Source organism: Streptomyces sp. NPDC006385, assembly GCF_040612485.1.
Lineage (GTDB): Bacteria > Actinomycetota > Actinomycetes > Streptomycetales > Streptomycetaceae > Streptomyces.
The window spans coordinates 95,488-110,416 of record NZ_JBEXQG010000025.1 but is presented as its reverse complement, the minus strand read 5'-3'; the positions used below and the strand labels follow the sequence as shown (position 1 = coordinate 110,416).

Sequence of the window (14,929 nt, the reverse complement as noted above, 5' to 3'; positions counted from 1 at the left end):
GTCGTCGCGGGCGAGCCGCAGGCTCTGGATGAGCTGATCGCTGCTTGTGAGGCCGACGAGGTCCGTGCCCGCCGTATCCCGGTGGATTACGCCTCTCACACCTCTCACGTGGAGCGGATCGAGGAGGAGCTGGCCCGGGTCCTGGCCGAGGTCCGCCCGCAGACCGCCACAGTCCCGTTCTTCTCCACGGTGGAGGCCGACTGGCTGAACACGCAGGCCCTGGATGCCGGTTACTGGTATCGCAACCTGCGCCGAACGGTCCGTTTCGAGGACTCCATACGCACCCTCGCCGACCAGGACCACACCGCGTTCGTGGAGGTCAGCCCGCATCCGGTGCTCGCGATGAGCATCCAGGACACCGCCGACGAGGCGGCCGTCACCGGCACCCTGCGCCGCGAGGACGGCGGCCTGGACCGCTTCCTGACCTCCCTGGGTGAGCTGTGGGTCCACGGCGTGGACGTCGACTGGGCCCAGGCCTTCACCGGCACCGGCGCCCACCACGTCGACCTGCCCACCTACGCCTTCCAGCACCGCCACTACTGGCTGACCGTCGACCCCTCAACCGCGGGTGACGTCGGAGCCGTCGGGCTGCTGCCGACCGGGCATCCGCTGCTCGGGGCTGCGGTCGAGCTGCCGGAGCCGGAAGGGGTCGTGCTGACCGGACGTCTGTCGGCGCAGGCCCATTCCTGGCTGGCGGGCGAGGGTGAGAGGGTCCTGTTGCCCGCTACGGCGTTTGTGGAGCTGGCCGTTCACGCGGGTGACCAGGTCGGCTGTGACACGGTGGCGGAGCTGACGCTCCGGCAGCCGCTGGTGCTGCCCGCACGGCACGCCGTGCAGCTGCGGGTGCGGGTGGCCGGGGCCGACGCGGAGGGACGGCGGGTCTTCGGCATCCACTCGCGCGCCGAGGACGCCCTCCCGGGCACGCCGTGGGCCTGCCACGCCACCGGGCTGCTGGTGCGGGCCGGTGCGCCGGTGTCGCAGTGGGAGCCGGCCGTCTGGCCTCCGGCGGGGGCGGCCCGACTGGAGACGGACCGGGTGGACGCCCTGTGGCGGGGCGTCGACGGCGAGGTGTTCGCCGAGGTGAGCCTGCCCGACGGGCAGCGGGCGGAGGCGGCCCGCTACGGCCTGCATCCGGCCCTGCTCGACGCCGCCCTGGAGGCCGCGCGGTGCGCGGCGGACGGCGCGGACGGCGGCGAGGACACGGACCGGCTGCTGGTGCCGACGGTCTGGCGGGACGTCGTCCTGCACGCGGTGGGGGCGGAGCGGCTGCGGGTGCGGATCAGTGGTGGTGGGCGGCCGGAGGGCGTGTCCGTCGGGCTGGCCGACCCGAGCGGCGCGACGGTCGCGTCGGTGCGGCTGGTGACGCTGACCGCCCTGGATCCGGCGGAGTTCGACCGGACGAACGAGCCGGACGGCTCCGCTCCGGTACGTACCGTGATCCGGCGTCCGGTTCCGGCGCGCCGCACCGCGGTGTCCGCCGGCGACGCGGGCGAGCCGGGGCTCGCGGTCCGGCTGGCCGGGCTGGCGGGGGCCGAGCAGCTACGGGTGCTCACCGAGCTGGTGCACGCCGAGGCGGCCGCGGTGCTCGGGCTGCCCGGGCCGGACGCGGTGGAGGCCCAGCGTGGCTTCTTCGAGCTGGGCTTCAACTCGCTGATGGCGATGGAGCTGCGTAACCGGCTCAACGCGGCCACCGGGCTGCGGCTGCCGGCGTCACTGCTGTTCGAGCACACCCGGCCGGCCGCCGTGGCCGCCCATCTGCGCGGGGAGCTGACGCGTGCGTCGGCCGCGGGCGGGCAGGCGCCGGGCGGGATCGAGGCGATGTTCCGGCAGTCGTTCGCCGAGGGACGGCACGTCGCGGGCAACGAGCTGATCATGGCGGCCTCCCGGCTGCGGGACGCCTTCGACGTCGCGTCGGCCGCGGGCCACGCCCCGGAGCCGGTGCCGCTGGCCACTGGCGAGGAACGGCCCCGGCTGTTCTGCCTGCCGGCCGTGGTGGCGACCGCCGGGCCCCAGCAGTACGCCCGTTTCGCCGAGGGCTTCCGCGGCCGCCGGGACGTCACCGTGCTGCCCCAGCCGGGCTATCTGCCCGGTGAGCGGATCCCCGCCGACATGGTGGCGCTGGCCGAACTGCACGCGCAGACGCTGCGCCGCGTCGCCGGTGAGGAGCCGTTCGTGCTGGTGGGGCACTCCGCGGGCGGGCAGATCGCGCACGCCGTGACCGCGCACCTGGAGACCCTCGGCAGCCGGCCCGCGGCCCTGGTGCTGCTGGACGTGCCGTGGCCCGAGGACGACGCGGAGAACGCGGAGGTCGGCGCGGCGATGCTCGGCGTGGCCTTCGACCGGGAGCGGAAGCTGGGCGGCGGCATCATGAACGACGTGCGGCTGACCGCCATGGGCGGCTACCACCGCCTCCTGGCCGACTGGCGCCCCGAGCCCGTCAAGACGCCGACGCTGCTGGTGCGCGCCACCGAACCGATGCCGTCGGCGTCCGGAGCGCCAGGGGACGACCCGGTGATGCTGCGCGTCGACTGGAAGCTCGGCCACACCGCGCGGGACGTGCCCGGGAACCACTTCAGCATCGTCGAGGACCACGCCGGGGACACCGCCCGCGTGGTCGAGGAATGGCTCACCGACATCACCGCGAACGGCGCGACGGGCTGAGCGCCCGTCGAGTGTCCGTAGCAAGTGAAGCAAACCCCAACGAAAGTCAGGACTTGTGACCAAGCACATCGCCGTTCTCGGAGCCCCGTACCACGGGCATGTGAACCACACCCTGCCCGTCGTCGCCGATCTCGTCGGCCGCGGACACCGGGTCACCTATGTCACCACCGAGCACTTCGCACCCTCCGTGTCGGCGGCCGGTGCCCGCGTGGTGACGTACGAGTCGGTCTGGCCGGCCGAGCGCAGCGTGCCGCCGGAGATGTCGGTGGACGAGATGGCGGAGGGGCCGCTCAAGATGCTCTCGGAGAACGTGGCGGTCACGGCCGCCGCCGAGCGGGAGCTGGCCGGGGACCGGCCGGACGTGGTGGTCTACGACACCCTCATGAACTTCTCCGGCCGGGTGCTGGCCGAGAAATGGCAGAGGCGGGCCGCGCAGCTCGTTCCGATGCTCGCCTCCAATGAGCACTTCTCGGTGCTCGCGGCGCTGGCGCAGGAATTCCCCGCGATGGACCCGCAGCATCCCGCACTGCTCGAATTCGGCATGAAACTGGCCGAGTTCCGCATCGGACACGGTCTGTCCGTGCCCGGGCCGGGCGACATCCTGGGTGTGCCGGAGGAGCTCAACGTGGTGTTCGTGGCCCGGGAGTTCCAGCCCGCCGCGGACACCTTCGACGAGCGGTACGTCTTCGTCGGTCCCGCGGCGAGCGCGGGCGGCGGCGAGGCAGCCTCGTGGCAGCCGCCGCAGGGTGACAAGCCCGTGCTGCTGATCGCCCTCGGCACGCTGTTCAACGAGCGGCCCGACTTCTACCGGGCGTGCCTGAAGGCCTTCGCCGACCTGCCCTTCCGTGTGGTGATGGCGACCGGCGAGCATGTCGACCCCGCCGACCTGGGCGCCGTACCGGACGGCTGGGAGGTGCACCGGCAGGTGCCACAGCGTGCGGTGCTGGAGCACGCCGCCGTCTTCATCACGCACGCGGGCATCCGCTCCACGATGGAGTCGCTCGCGGCCGGCGTCCCGCTGGTGGCCGTGCCGCAGTCCGTGGAGCTGGACTTCACCGCGCGACGCATCGCCGAGCTGGGCCTCGGCGTGCGCGTCGCCCGCCAGGAGGCCTCACCCGAGGCGCTGCGCGAGGCGGTGCTGACGGCGGCCGAGGACGCCGGGATCCGGCAGCGGGTGACCGCGATGGCCGGGCACGCCCGCGCCGGCGGCGGCGCGGCCGCGGCGGCGGACGCGCTCGAGGCGTATGCGGAGCGGGCCTGATATGGCGGGACACTGGTCCGGCCGCACCGTCCTGGTCACCGGGGGACTGGGCTTCATCGGCTCCCACTTCGTGGAGGAGCTGCTGGGCCTGGGCGCGCGGGTGCTGTGCCTGTACCGCCGGGACCACCCGGAGGTACGGGCCGAGTTGCCCGTCACCGAGGCCCTGACCACCGTGCAGGTCGACGTCCTGGACGAGCGGGCGCTGCGGGCGGCCGCGGACACCGTCCCGGGACTCGACATGGTCGTCAACTGCGCCACCCTCGACGGCAACATGCAGTTCCTGCTCCAGGAGGCGGGCCGCATGCTGGACGAGAACATGCGCATCGTCTCCAACGTGCTCAACCTCGCCCGCGACCGGGCCGTGCCCGACGTGGTGCTGATCAGTTCGGCCGAGATCTACGCGTACGACGAGACGCGGCCCGCGCGCGAGGAGGACGACCACCGGCGGCACATGGAGTTCTCACCCAACGGCTACCGGATGTCGAAGATGTTCACCGAGGTGCTCGCGGACCTCTACCGCACGCAGTTCGGCATGAACATCTACACGCCGCGCCCCACCAACGTGTACGGGCCGCGCGACGACTTCGCCACGACGACGAACCACGTCATCCCCAACATGCTGATGCGGCTCGCCGCCGGACAGGACGTCGAGGTCTGGGGCGACGGCAGCCAGCTGCGGACCTTCATCCACGTGCACGACCTGGTGCGCGCGGTGCTGTGCATGGTGCGTTCCGGTGAGTATCCGGCGCTCAACATCGGGACGTCGGAGCCGGTCTCCATCCGGGATCTGGCGTTCCTCGTCGCTCAGGCCGCCGGCCAGGAGGAGGACCGGATCCGGTTCGCCCCGGACAAGCCCGTCGGGGCGGCCCGCCGGGCGCTCGATCTCGAGAGGTTCCAAAAGGTCGTCGATTTCACGCCGCGCCCGCTGAAGGACGGCCTGCGGGACACCGCGCGGTGGTACCGGAAAAACGTGCTGGAGGTCCAGTGAAGGTTTCGTTGCAGACGTTCGGAACCCGTGGTGACGTTCATCCGTTCCTGGCGCTGGGCATCGGCCTGCGCCGGCGCGGACACGAGGTCAGCGTGGCCACGTCGATCGACTTCAAGGCGATGGTCGAGCTGGCCGGCCTGGAGTTCTGCGAGATACCCGGAAAGGCCGCCGACCACTTCGCCGACCCCGACGTCATCCGGTCGATCCGCAAGAGCGCCTCGTCGCTGCGCACCGCGCTGGTCATGAAGCGGCCCACCACGGAGGAGTTCGCCCACTCCGTCGAGCGGATGCAGGAGGCCGCCGAGGGCGCCGACTTCGTGCTCACCTCGATGATCTGCCGCGGCTACGGGTTCGCGGGCGCCACCGCGCCCTGGGGCACCGTCAACTGGTGGCCGATGACCCCGACCCGGGAGTTCCGCGCGTACAAGACCCCCGACCTGCCGCTCGGGCCCGCTTACACCCGGTTCACGCACGCCATGTCCGCCCAGCTGGAGTGGGCCGTGCACCGCCCGGCCGTCAACAAGGTCCGCACCCGTCAGGGTCTGCCGCCGCTGAAGAAGTCGCCGATGGGCACGCTCGGCGTCGAGCACCCCGTCCTCTACCCCTACAGCCCCGCCTTCCTGCCGCCCCCGGCGGACTGGCCGGCCCGCGCCCACGTCACGGGCTACTGGGTCTGGGAACGCCCCGACCAGGAGCCGCCGGCGGAGCTGGTCGACTTCCTCGGCAGCGGCTCCCGGCCGCTGGTGCTCGCCCTGGGCAGCGCCTGGCCGGTGTACGGCGAGCAGACCTTCCACGCCGTGCGGGACGCGGTACGCCATGCCGGGCGGCGCCTGGTCGTGGTGGGCGGACCCGAGGGCACCGCCTCCGACGACGTGTTCCGGGTGCGGGAAGTGGACTACGGCTGGCTCTTCCCGAGGGCGGCCGCGGTGATCCACGGGGCGGCCTTCGGCACCACCGCCGACACGGTGCGCGCCGGCGTGCCGCACGTGACCGTGCCGTGCTGGGCCGACGGCCCCTACTGGGCGGCCCGGCTGGCCGAGATCGGCGTCGCACCGGCCCCGGTGCCGTTCCAGCGGATGACCGGCGGGCGGCTGCGGCAGGCCGTGGCGGCCGTCCTGGACGACCCCCGGCCCGCCGAACGGGCCGCCCTCATCGGCGAGCGTGTGCGCGCCGAGCGGGGCGTGGACACGGCCTGCGACCTCATCGAGACCGCGGTGGCCGCGGCCGCCTGACCCCCACCCCCACCCCCACCCCCCACCCCTCAAGGCTTGGAGAGCCACGCCCTCATGACCACGTATGTTTGGGACTACCTTCCGGAATACCAGGACGAGCGCGCCGACATCCTCGACGCCGTGGAGAAGGTCTTCTCCTCGGGCCGGCTGGTGCTCGGCGAGAGCGTCAGCGGCTTCGAGGCCGAGTTCGCCGCCTATCACGGCCTGCGTCACTGCACGGGCGTCGACAACGGCACCAACGCCGTCAAGCTCGCCCTCGAAGCGCTCGGCATCGGGCCCGGCGACGAGGTGATCACCGTGTCCAACACGGCCGCCCCCACGGTCGTGGCCATCGCCGGCGCCGGCGCCACCCCTGTCTTCGTGGACATCCGCGCCGAGGACTTCCTGATGGACACCGACCAGGTCGCCGCCGCGATCACCCCGCGCACCAAGGCCCTGCTGCCGGTGCACCTGTACGGACAGTGCGTGGACATGGCGCCCCTGCAGTCCCTCGCCGCCGAGCACGGCCTCGCCCTGGTCGAGGACTGCGCGCAGGCCCACGGCGCCCGCCACCACGGCCGGCTCGCCGGCACGATGGGCGACGCCGCCGCGTTCAGCTTCTACCCGACCAAGGTCCTGGGCGCCTACGGAGACGGCGGCGCGGTCCTCACCGACGACGCCGGCACCGACGCCGCCCTGCGCCGGCTGCGCTACTACGGCATGGAGAAGGTGTACTACGTCGTCCAGACCCCCGGCCACAACAGCCGCCTGGACGAGGTGCAGGCCGAGATCCTGCGCCGCAAGCTGACCCGCCTCGACGCCTACATCGCCGGCCGCCGCGCCGTCGCCCGCCGCTACGAGGAGGGCCTGGCCGACCTCACCGGCCCCGGCGGCCTGCTGCTGCCCGGCACCAACCCCGGCAACGAGCACGTGTACTACGTGTACGTGGTCCGCCACCCGCAGCGCGACCTGATCATCGAGCGCCTGAGGAGCGAGTACGACATCTCCCTCAACATCAGCTACCCGTGGCCGGTGCACACCATGACCGGCTTCGAGCACCTCGGCTACCGCAAGGGCGCCCTGCCGGTCACCGAGGCGCTGGCCGACGAGATCTTCTCGCTGCCGATGTACCCCTCCCTGCCCGTGGACCTCCAGAACACCGTGATCGGTGCCCTGCGCGACGTCCTCAAGACGCTCTGAGCCCACGCCTCGAGAAGGAGTCCCCGGTGAAAGCACTGGTGTTGTCCGGCGGCATGGGGCTGCGGCTGCGGCCGTTCAGCCACTCGATGCCCAAGCAGTTGATGCCGCTCGCCAACAAGCCCGTCCTGCTGCACGTCATCGAGCAGCTGCGCGGCCTGGGCGTGACCGAGATCGGTGTCGTGGTCGGCGAGCGGTCGGAGAAGATCAGCCAGTACCTCGGCGACGGCGCCGAGTTCGGCGTACGGCTGACGTACATCCCGCAGGACGCCCCGCACGGCCTCGCGCACTGCGTCGCCATCTCCCGCGAGTTCCTCGGCGACGACGACTTCGTCATGTACCTCGGAGACAATCTGCTCCCCGAGGGCGTGGACGACATCGCCGTCGAGTTCCGCGCCCGGCGCCCCGCAGCCCAGCTGGTGGTGCACAAGGTGGCCGACCCCCGCGCCTTCGGTGTCGCCGAGGTCGACTCCACCGGGCGGGTGCTGCGGCTGGTGGAGAAGCCCGAGCAGCCGGTCAGTGACCTCGCGGTGGTCGGCGTGTACTTCTTCACCGCGGCCATCCACGAGGCCGTGGCCGCCGTGGAGAGCAGCGCCCGCGGCGAGCTGGAGATCACCGATGCCATCCAGTGGCTGGTCACCCGGGGCGCCGAGGTGCGGGCCAGCACCTACCACGGCTACTGGAAGGACGCCGGGCAGATCGACGACGTCCTGGCCTGCAACCGAGAACTCCTGGACCGGCTCAAGCCGTCCGTCGACGGCGAGGTCGACGCGCACAGCGAGCTGATCGGGGCCGTCGTGGTGGAGGAGGGCGCCCGGGTCGTCCGCTCCCGGATCACCGGGCCGGCGGTCGTCGGCGCCGGCGCGATTGTCGAGGGCAGCTCGATCGGCCCGCACACCTCCATCGGGGAGGGCTGCCGGCTGCTCGGCGTGCAGCTGAGCGACACCATCGTGCTGGAACGGGCCAGCATGCGCGGTGTCACAGCGGTGCGCGGCTCCATCATCGGCCGCGAGGCCAGCGTCAGCGCCGTCGACGCGGACGGCTCCCACCGGCTGATCGTCGGCGACCACGCGCGCGTCGAGGTGGCCGCATGAGGCTGCTGGTGACCGGGGGCGCCGGGTTCATCGGGTCCGCCTACGTCCGTACGCTCCTGGCGGGCGGCTACGCCGGCTACGCGGACGCGTCGGTGACCGTCCTGGACAAGCTGACCTACGCGGGCAACCGGGCCAACCTGCCCGAGCGGCACGACCGGCTGGACTTCGTCCACGGCGACGTCTGCGACACCGACCTGCTGCGGCAGCTGCTGCCTGGCCATGACGCGGTGGTGCACTTCGCCGCCGAGTCCCACGTGGACCGCTCCATAGCGGACCCCTCCGTGTTCGTCCGCACCAACGTCGTCGGCACCCAGACCCTGCTGGCGGCCTGTCTGCACACCGGCGTCGAACGGGTCGTGCACATCTCCACCGACGAGGTCTACGGCTCCATCGCGTCCGGCGCGTGGACGGAGGAGTGGCCGCTGGCCCCCAACTCGCCCTACGCGGCGTCCAAGGCGGGCAGCGACCTGCTGGCCCGGGCCTACGCCCGCACCCACGGCCTGGACGTGTCGATCACCCGCTGCTCCAACAACTACGGCCCCCACCAGCACCCCGAGAAGCTCATCCCGCTGTTCGTCACCCGCCTGCTGCGCGGCGAGACCGTCCCGCTGTACGGCGACGGCTCGAACGTGCGCGAGTGGCTGCACGTCAGCGACCACTGCGCGGCCGTCCAGCTGGTCCTCACCCGCGGCCGGGCCGGCGAGGTCTACAACGTCGGCGGCGGCACCGAGCGCACCAACCGGCAGATCACCGACCTGCTGCTGCGGCTGTGCGGGGCCTCGCCCGACCAGGTGCGGCACGTCACCGACCGCAAGGGCCATGACCTGCGCTACGCCCTGGACGACAGCAAGATCCGAAAGGAGCTGGGCTACGCCCCACGCGTGCCCTTCGAGGAGGGCCTCGCCGACGTGGTCGACTGGTACCGCGCGAACCCCGACTGGTGGCAGGCGTCCGCCGCCGACCGCAGGGTGGCCGCGTGACCGCCCCGGCCCGCCCGGCGGCGCTGCACCGCTGCGAGGACCCCGGCCTGCCCGCCCGGCTCGCCCGGTCGGCGCGGGAGCGCGACGGGACGATGCTGCCGACTGGGGCGGCCGACGCCTGGCTGGAAGAGCGCCGGCAGGCCCACCCCTTCCGGGTGGAGCGGGTGCCCTTCGCCGAGGCGGACGGCTGGGGCTTCGAGGAGGCCACCGGCAACCTCACGCACCGCAGCGGGCGGTTCTTCACCGTCGAGGGACTGCGGGTGAGCACGGAGACCGGCCGGTGGCGCCAGCCCATCATCAGGCAGCCGGAGATCGGCATCCTCGGCATCCTCATGCGCGACTTCGGCGGGGTGCCGCACTTCCTGCTGCAGGCCAAGATGGAGCCCGGCAACCCCAACCTGCTCCAGCTGTCGCCGACCGTCCAGGCCACCCGCAGCAACTTCACCGGCGTGCACAAGGGCGCACCCGTGCGTTACCTGGAGTACTTCGCCGGTCCGCTGCGCGGCCGGGTGGTGGTGGACGTCCTGCAGTCCGAGCACGGCAGCTGGTTCTACCGCAAGCGCAACCGCAACATGGTGGTCGAGGTGGACGCCGACGCCGAGGTGCCCCTCGCGGACGACTTCCGCTGGCTGACCCTGGGCCAGATCCACGAGCTGCTCGCCCGGGACAACGTGATCAACATGGACGCGCGGACGGTGCTGTCCTGCCTGGCCCCGTTCCTGTCGCCGTCGGCACCGGGGGACGAGGCGCTCACCCCGACCGCCGGACTGCTGGGCTGGCTGACCGGGCAGCGCGCCACCCGCGACATCGAGGTGAGCCGGATCCCGCTGCGGGAGACGGAGGCCGAGGGGTGGCTGCGCGGCCCGGACGAGATCGCCCGCCCGGACGGCCGGTACTTCAGCGTCGTCGCGGTGTCCGTGCGGGCCGGCAGCCGTGAGGTCGGCAGCTGGCACCAGCCGCTGTTCGCGCCGCGCGGACCGGGCGTGGTCGCCCTGGTGCTGCGGGAGTTCGCCGGCGTACCGCACGTGCTGCTGCGGGCCCGGGCCGAGCCCGGCTTCCACGGCGTGGTGGAGCTGGGCCCCACCGTGCAGTGCGTGCCGGACAACTACGGCCCGGCCGACCGGCCCCCGCTGCTGGACTGGGTGCTGTCGGCCGACCCGGCGCAGGTGCGGTACGACACCGTGCACTCGGAGGAGGGCGGACGGTTCCTGGACGCGGTCGCCCGCTACACCATCGTGGAGGCCGACGCGACGCTGCCCGCCGAACTCCCGGCGGACTTCGCCTGGTTCAGTGTGCCGCAGCTGAGCGGTCTGCTGCGGCACGAGCACTACGTCAGCGTGCAGGCCCGCACCCTGCTGGCCTGCCTGAACGCCCTGCCCCGCAACGGGGCGCCGCTGCCCCCGCCGGCCCCGCTCCGGCGCCCGGCGCAGCCGCTGCCCTCGCGGTGGGCGTCGTAGCGGGGTGGCCGTGGCAGGGAGCGGTGCGTCGTCAGTCGTCGGGGAGGCCGTCGTGGAGTGCTTCGTGGAGTACTTCCGGCCCCTCGGGAACGAGGGTGTCGTTGTCGCGCTCGGTGTACCGCTCGCCCGTGCTCGGGCAGCGGAAGCGGCCGTCCCCCTCGTCCTCCAGGGGCACACCGGCCCGCCCCACCCACTTCACGCGGCGGGCCGGCACCCCCGCCACCAGGGCGAAGTCGGGCACGTCCCGGGTGACGACGGAGCCGGCGGCGACCAGCGCCCAGCGGCCGACCGTCACCGGCGCCACGCACACCGCGCGCGCCCCGACCGAGGCGCCGTGCCGGAGGGTCACCCCGACCGGGGTCCAGTCCTGCGGCCCCTTCGGGGCACCGGCGGGGGTCACGGCACGGGGGTGCGGGTCGTTGGTGAGCACGGCGGAGGGACCGATGAACACGCCGTCCTCCACCACGGCGGGCTCGTAGACCAGGGCGTGGTTCTGCACCTTGCAGTGGTCCCCGACCGTGACGCCGGGCCCGATGTACACACCCCGCCCGATGGTGCAGTCGCGGCCCACGACCGCGTCCTCCCGTATATGAGCCGTGCCCCAGACAGACGTTCCGTCGCCCACGGTCGCCTTTTCCTCGACCTCGGCACCGGGCGCAATGCGAGCGTTCATCATTCCTCCGTCGGTGAAAAACCGTGCAGGTATATGAGTACCGTACTGCCAAAATTCGAGTGTGATGCACATCACGTGTGCAATGGGTAATGTTTCGCTGACCCGACTTGACATGGCGATTGTCGCTGTAATTGGGTAGTGATCAGTAAAGACGGGGGCCTGAAGGGATTTCCGCGATGCAGGTAAACGGGGTATACATTGACTCGCTCGGCGTGCACCTCTCTGAATGGGTGTCCGTCGCCGATGCGGAGGGCCCGGGGGATTACGAGCGCGGCGAGTTCACCGCGGCCGGCCTGACCGGCACGCACGTGGCCGGGGACACGCCGGCCGTCGACATGGCCGTCCTGGCCGCCCGCAGAGCCGTCGAGCGCGCCGGCGTGGACCTGTCGGCGATCGACTCCCACATCCACGGCAGCGTCTACTACCAGGTGCCCGAGGGCGCCTACGCACCCGGCTACATCCTGCGCGAACTGGGCGCCGGCCACATCCCCTCGCTCGACGTCCAGCAGGGCTGCGACGGTGTGCTGGGTGCGCTGGAGACGGCCGCCGGACAGATCACCGGCGTCGCCCGGCGGCAGAACGTCCTGCTGACCACGGCCACGAACTTCAGCTCCCCGCTCATCAACCGCTGGCGCGATTTCGGTACCTCCTCCCTTTACTCGGACGGCGCCCTGGCGGCCGTGGTGAACGGCCGCGGCGGATTCGCCGAGGTCCGGTCCATGAATTCCGGGACGCTGCACAGCCTGGAGCAGTGGCACCGCGGTGAGGAATCCCTGCTGCCACCCGACGGAAATCCCCGGAAGTATTTCAACGTGGGGGAGCGGTCGCAGTATTTCGTGGACAATGTCATGGGCTTCACCGAGCTATTCGAGACGTTCACGAAATTCGATCTCGGCGTCATCAACGATTCCATCATCGACGCCGGAATGACCGCCGCGGACATTTCCAAGGTCATCACGATCAACGTGGACAAGCGGATGATCGAGCACGCCCTGCTGCGCCCGCTCGGCATTCCCGTGGACCGGCTGGTCTGGGAGTACGGAGCCTCCGTCGGACACGCCGGCGGCGCCGACATCCTCATCTCCCTGGAGCACGCCGTGCGCACCGGCGAGGTCCAGGTCGGTGATCACGTCCTGGTGACCTCCCAGGGCCCCGGCTGGGTCTGCTCCTCCGCCGTCCTCACCATCCGGGAGCTGCCCGCGTGGGCGCAGTAGACACCGGCAAGTGGATCCACCGGTACGAGCCGGCGCCCGACGCCCCCCGGCGGCTGGTGTGCTTCCCGCACGCCGGCGGCGCCGCGTCGTACTTCGTACCGGTGGCCCGGGCCATGGCGGGCCACACCGACGTCCTCGCCGTGCAGTACCCCGGCCGCCAGGAACGCCGTAACGAACCCTTCCTCGGCTCCATCGAGGCGCTCGCCCGCGCCGCCGTGGACGCGCTCGCGCCCTGGCTCGACCGGCCCGTCACCCTCTTCGGGCACAGCATGGGCGCCATGGTCGCCTTCGAGGCGGCCCGGCTGCTTCAGGCCGAGGGCAGGGCGCCCCGGGGACTCGTCGTCTCCGGCCGCCGCGCCCCGACCTGCGTCCGGCCCGCCCCCGACCTGGTGCACCTCCGGGACGACGAGGGGCTGATGGCCGAGATCCGGCGGCTGGACGGCACCGACGAACGGATCCTCGCCGACGAGGAACTGCTGCGCATGATCCTGCCCGTCATCCGCAGCGACTACCGGGCCGTGGAGGGCTACCGCTACCGCCCCGGCCCGCCCCTGAGCTGCCCGGTCCTCGCCCTTATCGGCGACACCGACCCCCAGGTCACCCCCGAAGAGGCGCGGTCCTGGGCCGAGCACACCAGCGGACCGTTCGACATGACCGTGTTCCCCGGCGGCCACTTCTACCTCAACTCCCAGGCGAACGCGGTGATCCGGGCCATCACCGAGCACATGTCGGCCGCAGGCTCCACGGCGGCGCGCTGAGCGGCCCCGCCGCCGTACCGCGAACACACGACGGAAGGTCAACCCAGAAGTGAATCCCGACCGGGACAGCATCGTCGAGGCCGTCAAGCGCGTGATCGCCGCCGAGAGCGGGTCCGGCCTGCAGCCGTCCGCGCTGAGCGAGGACGAGCCGCTCGGCGGCGAGCGCTTGCGGATCTCCTCCATGCGCCTGCTGGGCATCCTCACCCGGCTGGAGGACGAACTGGACACCCCCCTGCCCGACGACCTGTTCGCCGGCCGCTCCTACGACACCGTCCGCGACCTCGTGGACCTGGCCGTCGAGGGCGCCGAAGGGAGCCCGGCCCGGTGACCGCCTTCCCCGCCCACGCCCAGCACCTGGACTGCCTGCAGGCCAACCTCGCCCTGCTCGCCGACCGGCACCACGGCACCGGCACGCACACCCGCCTGGGCGCCGTACCCCGCTGCGCGCCGCGCCCGCTGACCGACGGGCCCCTGGCCGGCCTGCTCACCGTCGAGCCGACCCTCGACGCACAGCTCGCCGACGCCGCGGCCCTGCTCGGACTGGACGTCGCCGACCGCCGCCGGACCGGCCCGGGCGAGGTGCCGGACACCTCGGGAGGGCCGCTGTACGTCGTCGCCGACGCCTACCACCTGCCCTGGGTGCCCTACCACGGGACCAAGCACGTGGAGCACAGCTTCGTCGTGGACGACGACGGCGGCGACACCCTCCTGATCAGCGACGCCTACCACAACGACACCCAGTGGGGCCGCGCCCGCCCCGCTCGACTGCCTTACGCGCGCGCGGAGTTCTCCGCCCTGTTCAAGGCGCTGCCGGACGGCGCCGAGACCGTGCGGTTCACCCCCCGCCCGCTCGGCGCACCCCCCGAGCCCGGGCCCGTGCCCGGCCCGCCGCCGCAGTACCTGCGCGGCTACGCCGAGCACCCCGACCGGCGGGCGGCACTGGAGGCCTTCACCCTGGAGACCTGGCTGCTCGCCCGCACCCGCCGGCTGCACGCCGCCTACCTGGAGGAGCGGCGCGGGGCCGGCCTGCCGGAGCCGGTGCGCGAGCACCTTCGGCGCTGGGACGGCCTGGTCGAGCACGCCTACCTCGCCTTCCGGCGCGTGGACCGCGGCCGGGCCGAACCGTCGGGCCTGTTCGAGCGGGCCGCCGAGGCGCTCGCGCAGGACGCCGTGGCCTTCGGGGCCGGTGCGGCCGTGCGCGAGGTCGTCGCCTCCGTCCTCCAGATCGACGAAACGGCTCTCGTCGACGGTGATTTGACGGTCCATCCGGAATTCAATTCGATCCGGATGGTGGAAGTCGTGGAGATCCTCGAAGAACGGTTCACCGTGGAGTTCGACCCGGCCGATCTGGTGCCCGAGAACCTGCAGAGCGTTGCGGGCCTGTGCGCACTGCTGAACCGCGCACTCGACCATGAATAGAAGCCAGTTACATCGA

Annotated in this window: 13 protein-coding genes; 12 read left to right on the top strand and 1 reads right to left on the bottom strand. The window is 72.3% G+C overall.

Going from position 1 to position 14,929, the window contains the following annotated elements; all coding sequences use genetic code 11:
• The 8 genes from ABZ078_RS20840 to ABZ078_RS20805 form a co-directional block, all read left to right on the top strand.
• Positions 1 to 2,661 (top strand): acyltransferase domain-containing protein (locus ABZ078_RS20840; RefSeq protein ID WP_356577306.1); only part of this gene is annotated, 2,661 nt, incomplete at its 5' end.
• A 55-nt stretch (positions 2,662 to 2,716) separates the two neighbouring features.
• On the top strand, positions 2,717 to 3,922 hold the full coding sequence (locus ABZ078_RS20835) for a macrolide family glycosyltransferase (RefSeq protein ID WP_356577304.1): 1,206 nt from the start codon (positions 2,717 to 2,719) through the stop codon (positions 3,920 to 3,922).
• Between the two features lies 1 nt (position 3,923).
• The gene (locus tag ABZ078_RS20830; protein ID WP_356577302.1) at positions 3,924 to 4,910 is read left to right on the top strand and encodes an NAD(P)-dependent oxidoreductase; all 987 of its coding nucleotides are present in this window, start codon (positions 3,924 to 3,926) and stop codon (positions 4,908 to 4,910) included.
• An 8-nt stretch (positions 4,911 to 4,918) separates the two neighbouring features.
• The gene (locus tag ABZ078_RS20825) at positions 4,919 to 6,142 is read left to right on the top strand and encodes a glycosyltransferase (RefSeq protein ID WP_356577300.1); all 1,224 of its coding nucleotides are present in this window, start codon (positions 4,919 to 4,921) and stop codon (positions 6,140 to 6,142) included.
• Between the two features lie 54 nt (positions 6,143 to 6,196).
• The gene (locus ABZ078_RS20820) at positions 6,197 to 7,321 is read left to right on the top strand and encodes a DegT/DnrJ/EryC1/StrS family aminotransferase (protein WP_356577298.1); all 1,125 of its coding nucleotides are present in this window, start codon (positions 6,197 to 6,199) and stop codon (positions 7,319 to 7,321) included.
• 26 nt (positions 7,322 to 7,347) lie between these two features.
• Positions 7,348 to 8,412, top strand: a complete 1,065-nt coding sequence (locus ABZ078_RS20815) for a glucose-1-phosphate thymidylyltransferase (protein WP_356577296.1) — start codon at positions 7,348 to 7,350, stop codon at positions 8,410 to 8,412.
• Positions 8,409 to 9,392, top strand: coding sequence for a dTDP-glucose 4,6-dehydratase (rfbB, locus tag ABZ078_RS20810; RefSeq protein WP_356577295.1), 984 nt, complete (start codon positions 8,409 to 8,411; stop codon positions 9,390 to 9,392). The genes ABZ078_RS20815 and rfbB overlap by 4 nt, the downstream gene beginning before the upstream one ends.
• Positions 9,393 to 9,484: 92 nt before the next feature.
• Positions 9,485 to 10,849, top strand: a complete 1,365-nt coding sequence (locus ABZ078_RS20805; protein ID WP_356577309.1) for an NDP-hexose 2,3-dehydratase family protein — start codon at positions 9,485 to 9,487, stop codon at positions 10,847 to 10,849.
• Positions 10,850 to 10,880: 31 nt separating this feature from the next.
• Here ABZ078_RS20805 and ABZ078_RS20800 read toward each other — a convergent pair whose 3' ends face one another.
• Positions 10,881 to 11,522, bottom strand: coding sequence for a DapH/DapD/GlmU-related protein (locus tag ABZ078_RS20800; protein ID WP_356577293.1), 642 nt, complete (start codon positions 11,520 to 11,522; stop codon positions 10,881 to 10,883).
• Between the two features lie 212 nt (positions 11,523 to 11,734).
• Between ABZ078_RS20800 and ABZ078_RS20795 the strand changes: the two genes are divergently transcribed.
• From ABZ078_RS20795 to ABZ078_RS20780, 4 genes are read left to right on the top strand one after another with little or no spacing between them, the layout of a single operon-like run.
• Positions 11,735 to 12,736: a ketoacyl-ACP synthase III family protein gene (locus ABZ078_RS20795; RefSeq protein WP_356577292.1), complete on the top strand. Its 1,002-nt coding sequence runs from the start codon at positions 11,735 to 11,737 to the stop codon at positions 12,734 to 12,736.
• Entirely contained in the window at positions 12,724 to 13,494 is a 771-nt protein-coding gene (locus ABZ078_RS20790) for an alpha/beta fold hydrolase (protein WP_356577290.1), read from the top strand. Before ABZ078_RS20795 ends, ABZ078_RS20790 begins: the two co-directional genes overlap by 13 nt.
• Before the next feature lie 49 nt (positions 13,495 to 13,543).
• Positions 13,544 to 13,822: a phosphopantetheine-binding protein gene (locus ABZ078_RS20785; RefSeq protein WP_356577288.1), complete on the top strand. Its 279-nt coding sequence runs from the start codon at positions 13,544 to 13,546 to the stop codon at positions 13,820 to 13,822.
• Positions 13,819 to 14,913: an acyl carrier protein gene (locus tag ABZ078_RS20780; protein ID WP_356577286.1), complete on the top strand. Its 1,095-nt coding sequence runs from the start codon at positions 13,819 to 13,821 to the stop codon at positions 14,911 to 14,913. The genes ABZ078_RS20785 and ABZ078_RS20780 overlap by 4 nt, the downstream gene beginning before the upstream one ends.
• Positions 14,914 to 14,929 lie beyond the last annotated feature (16 nt).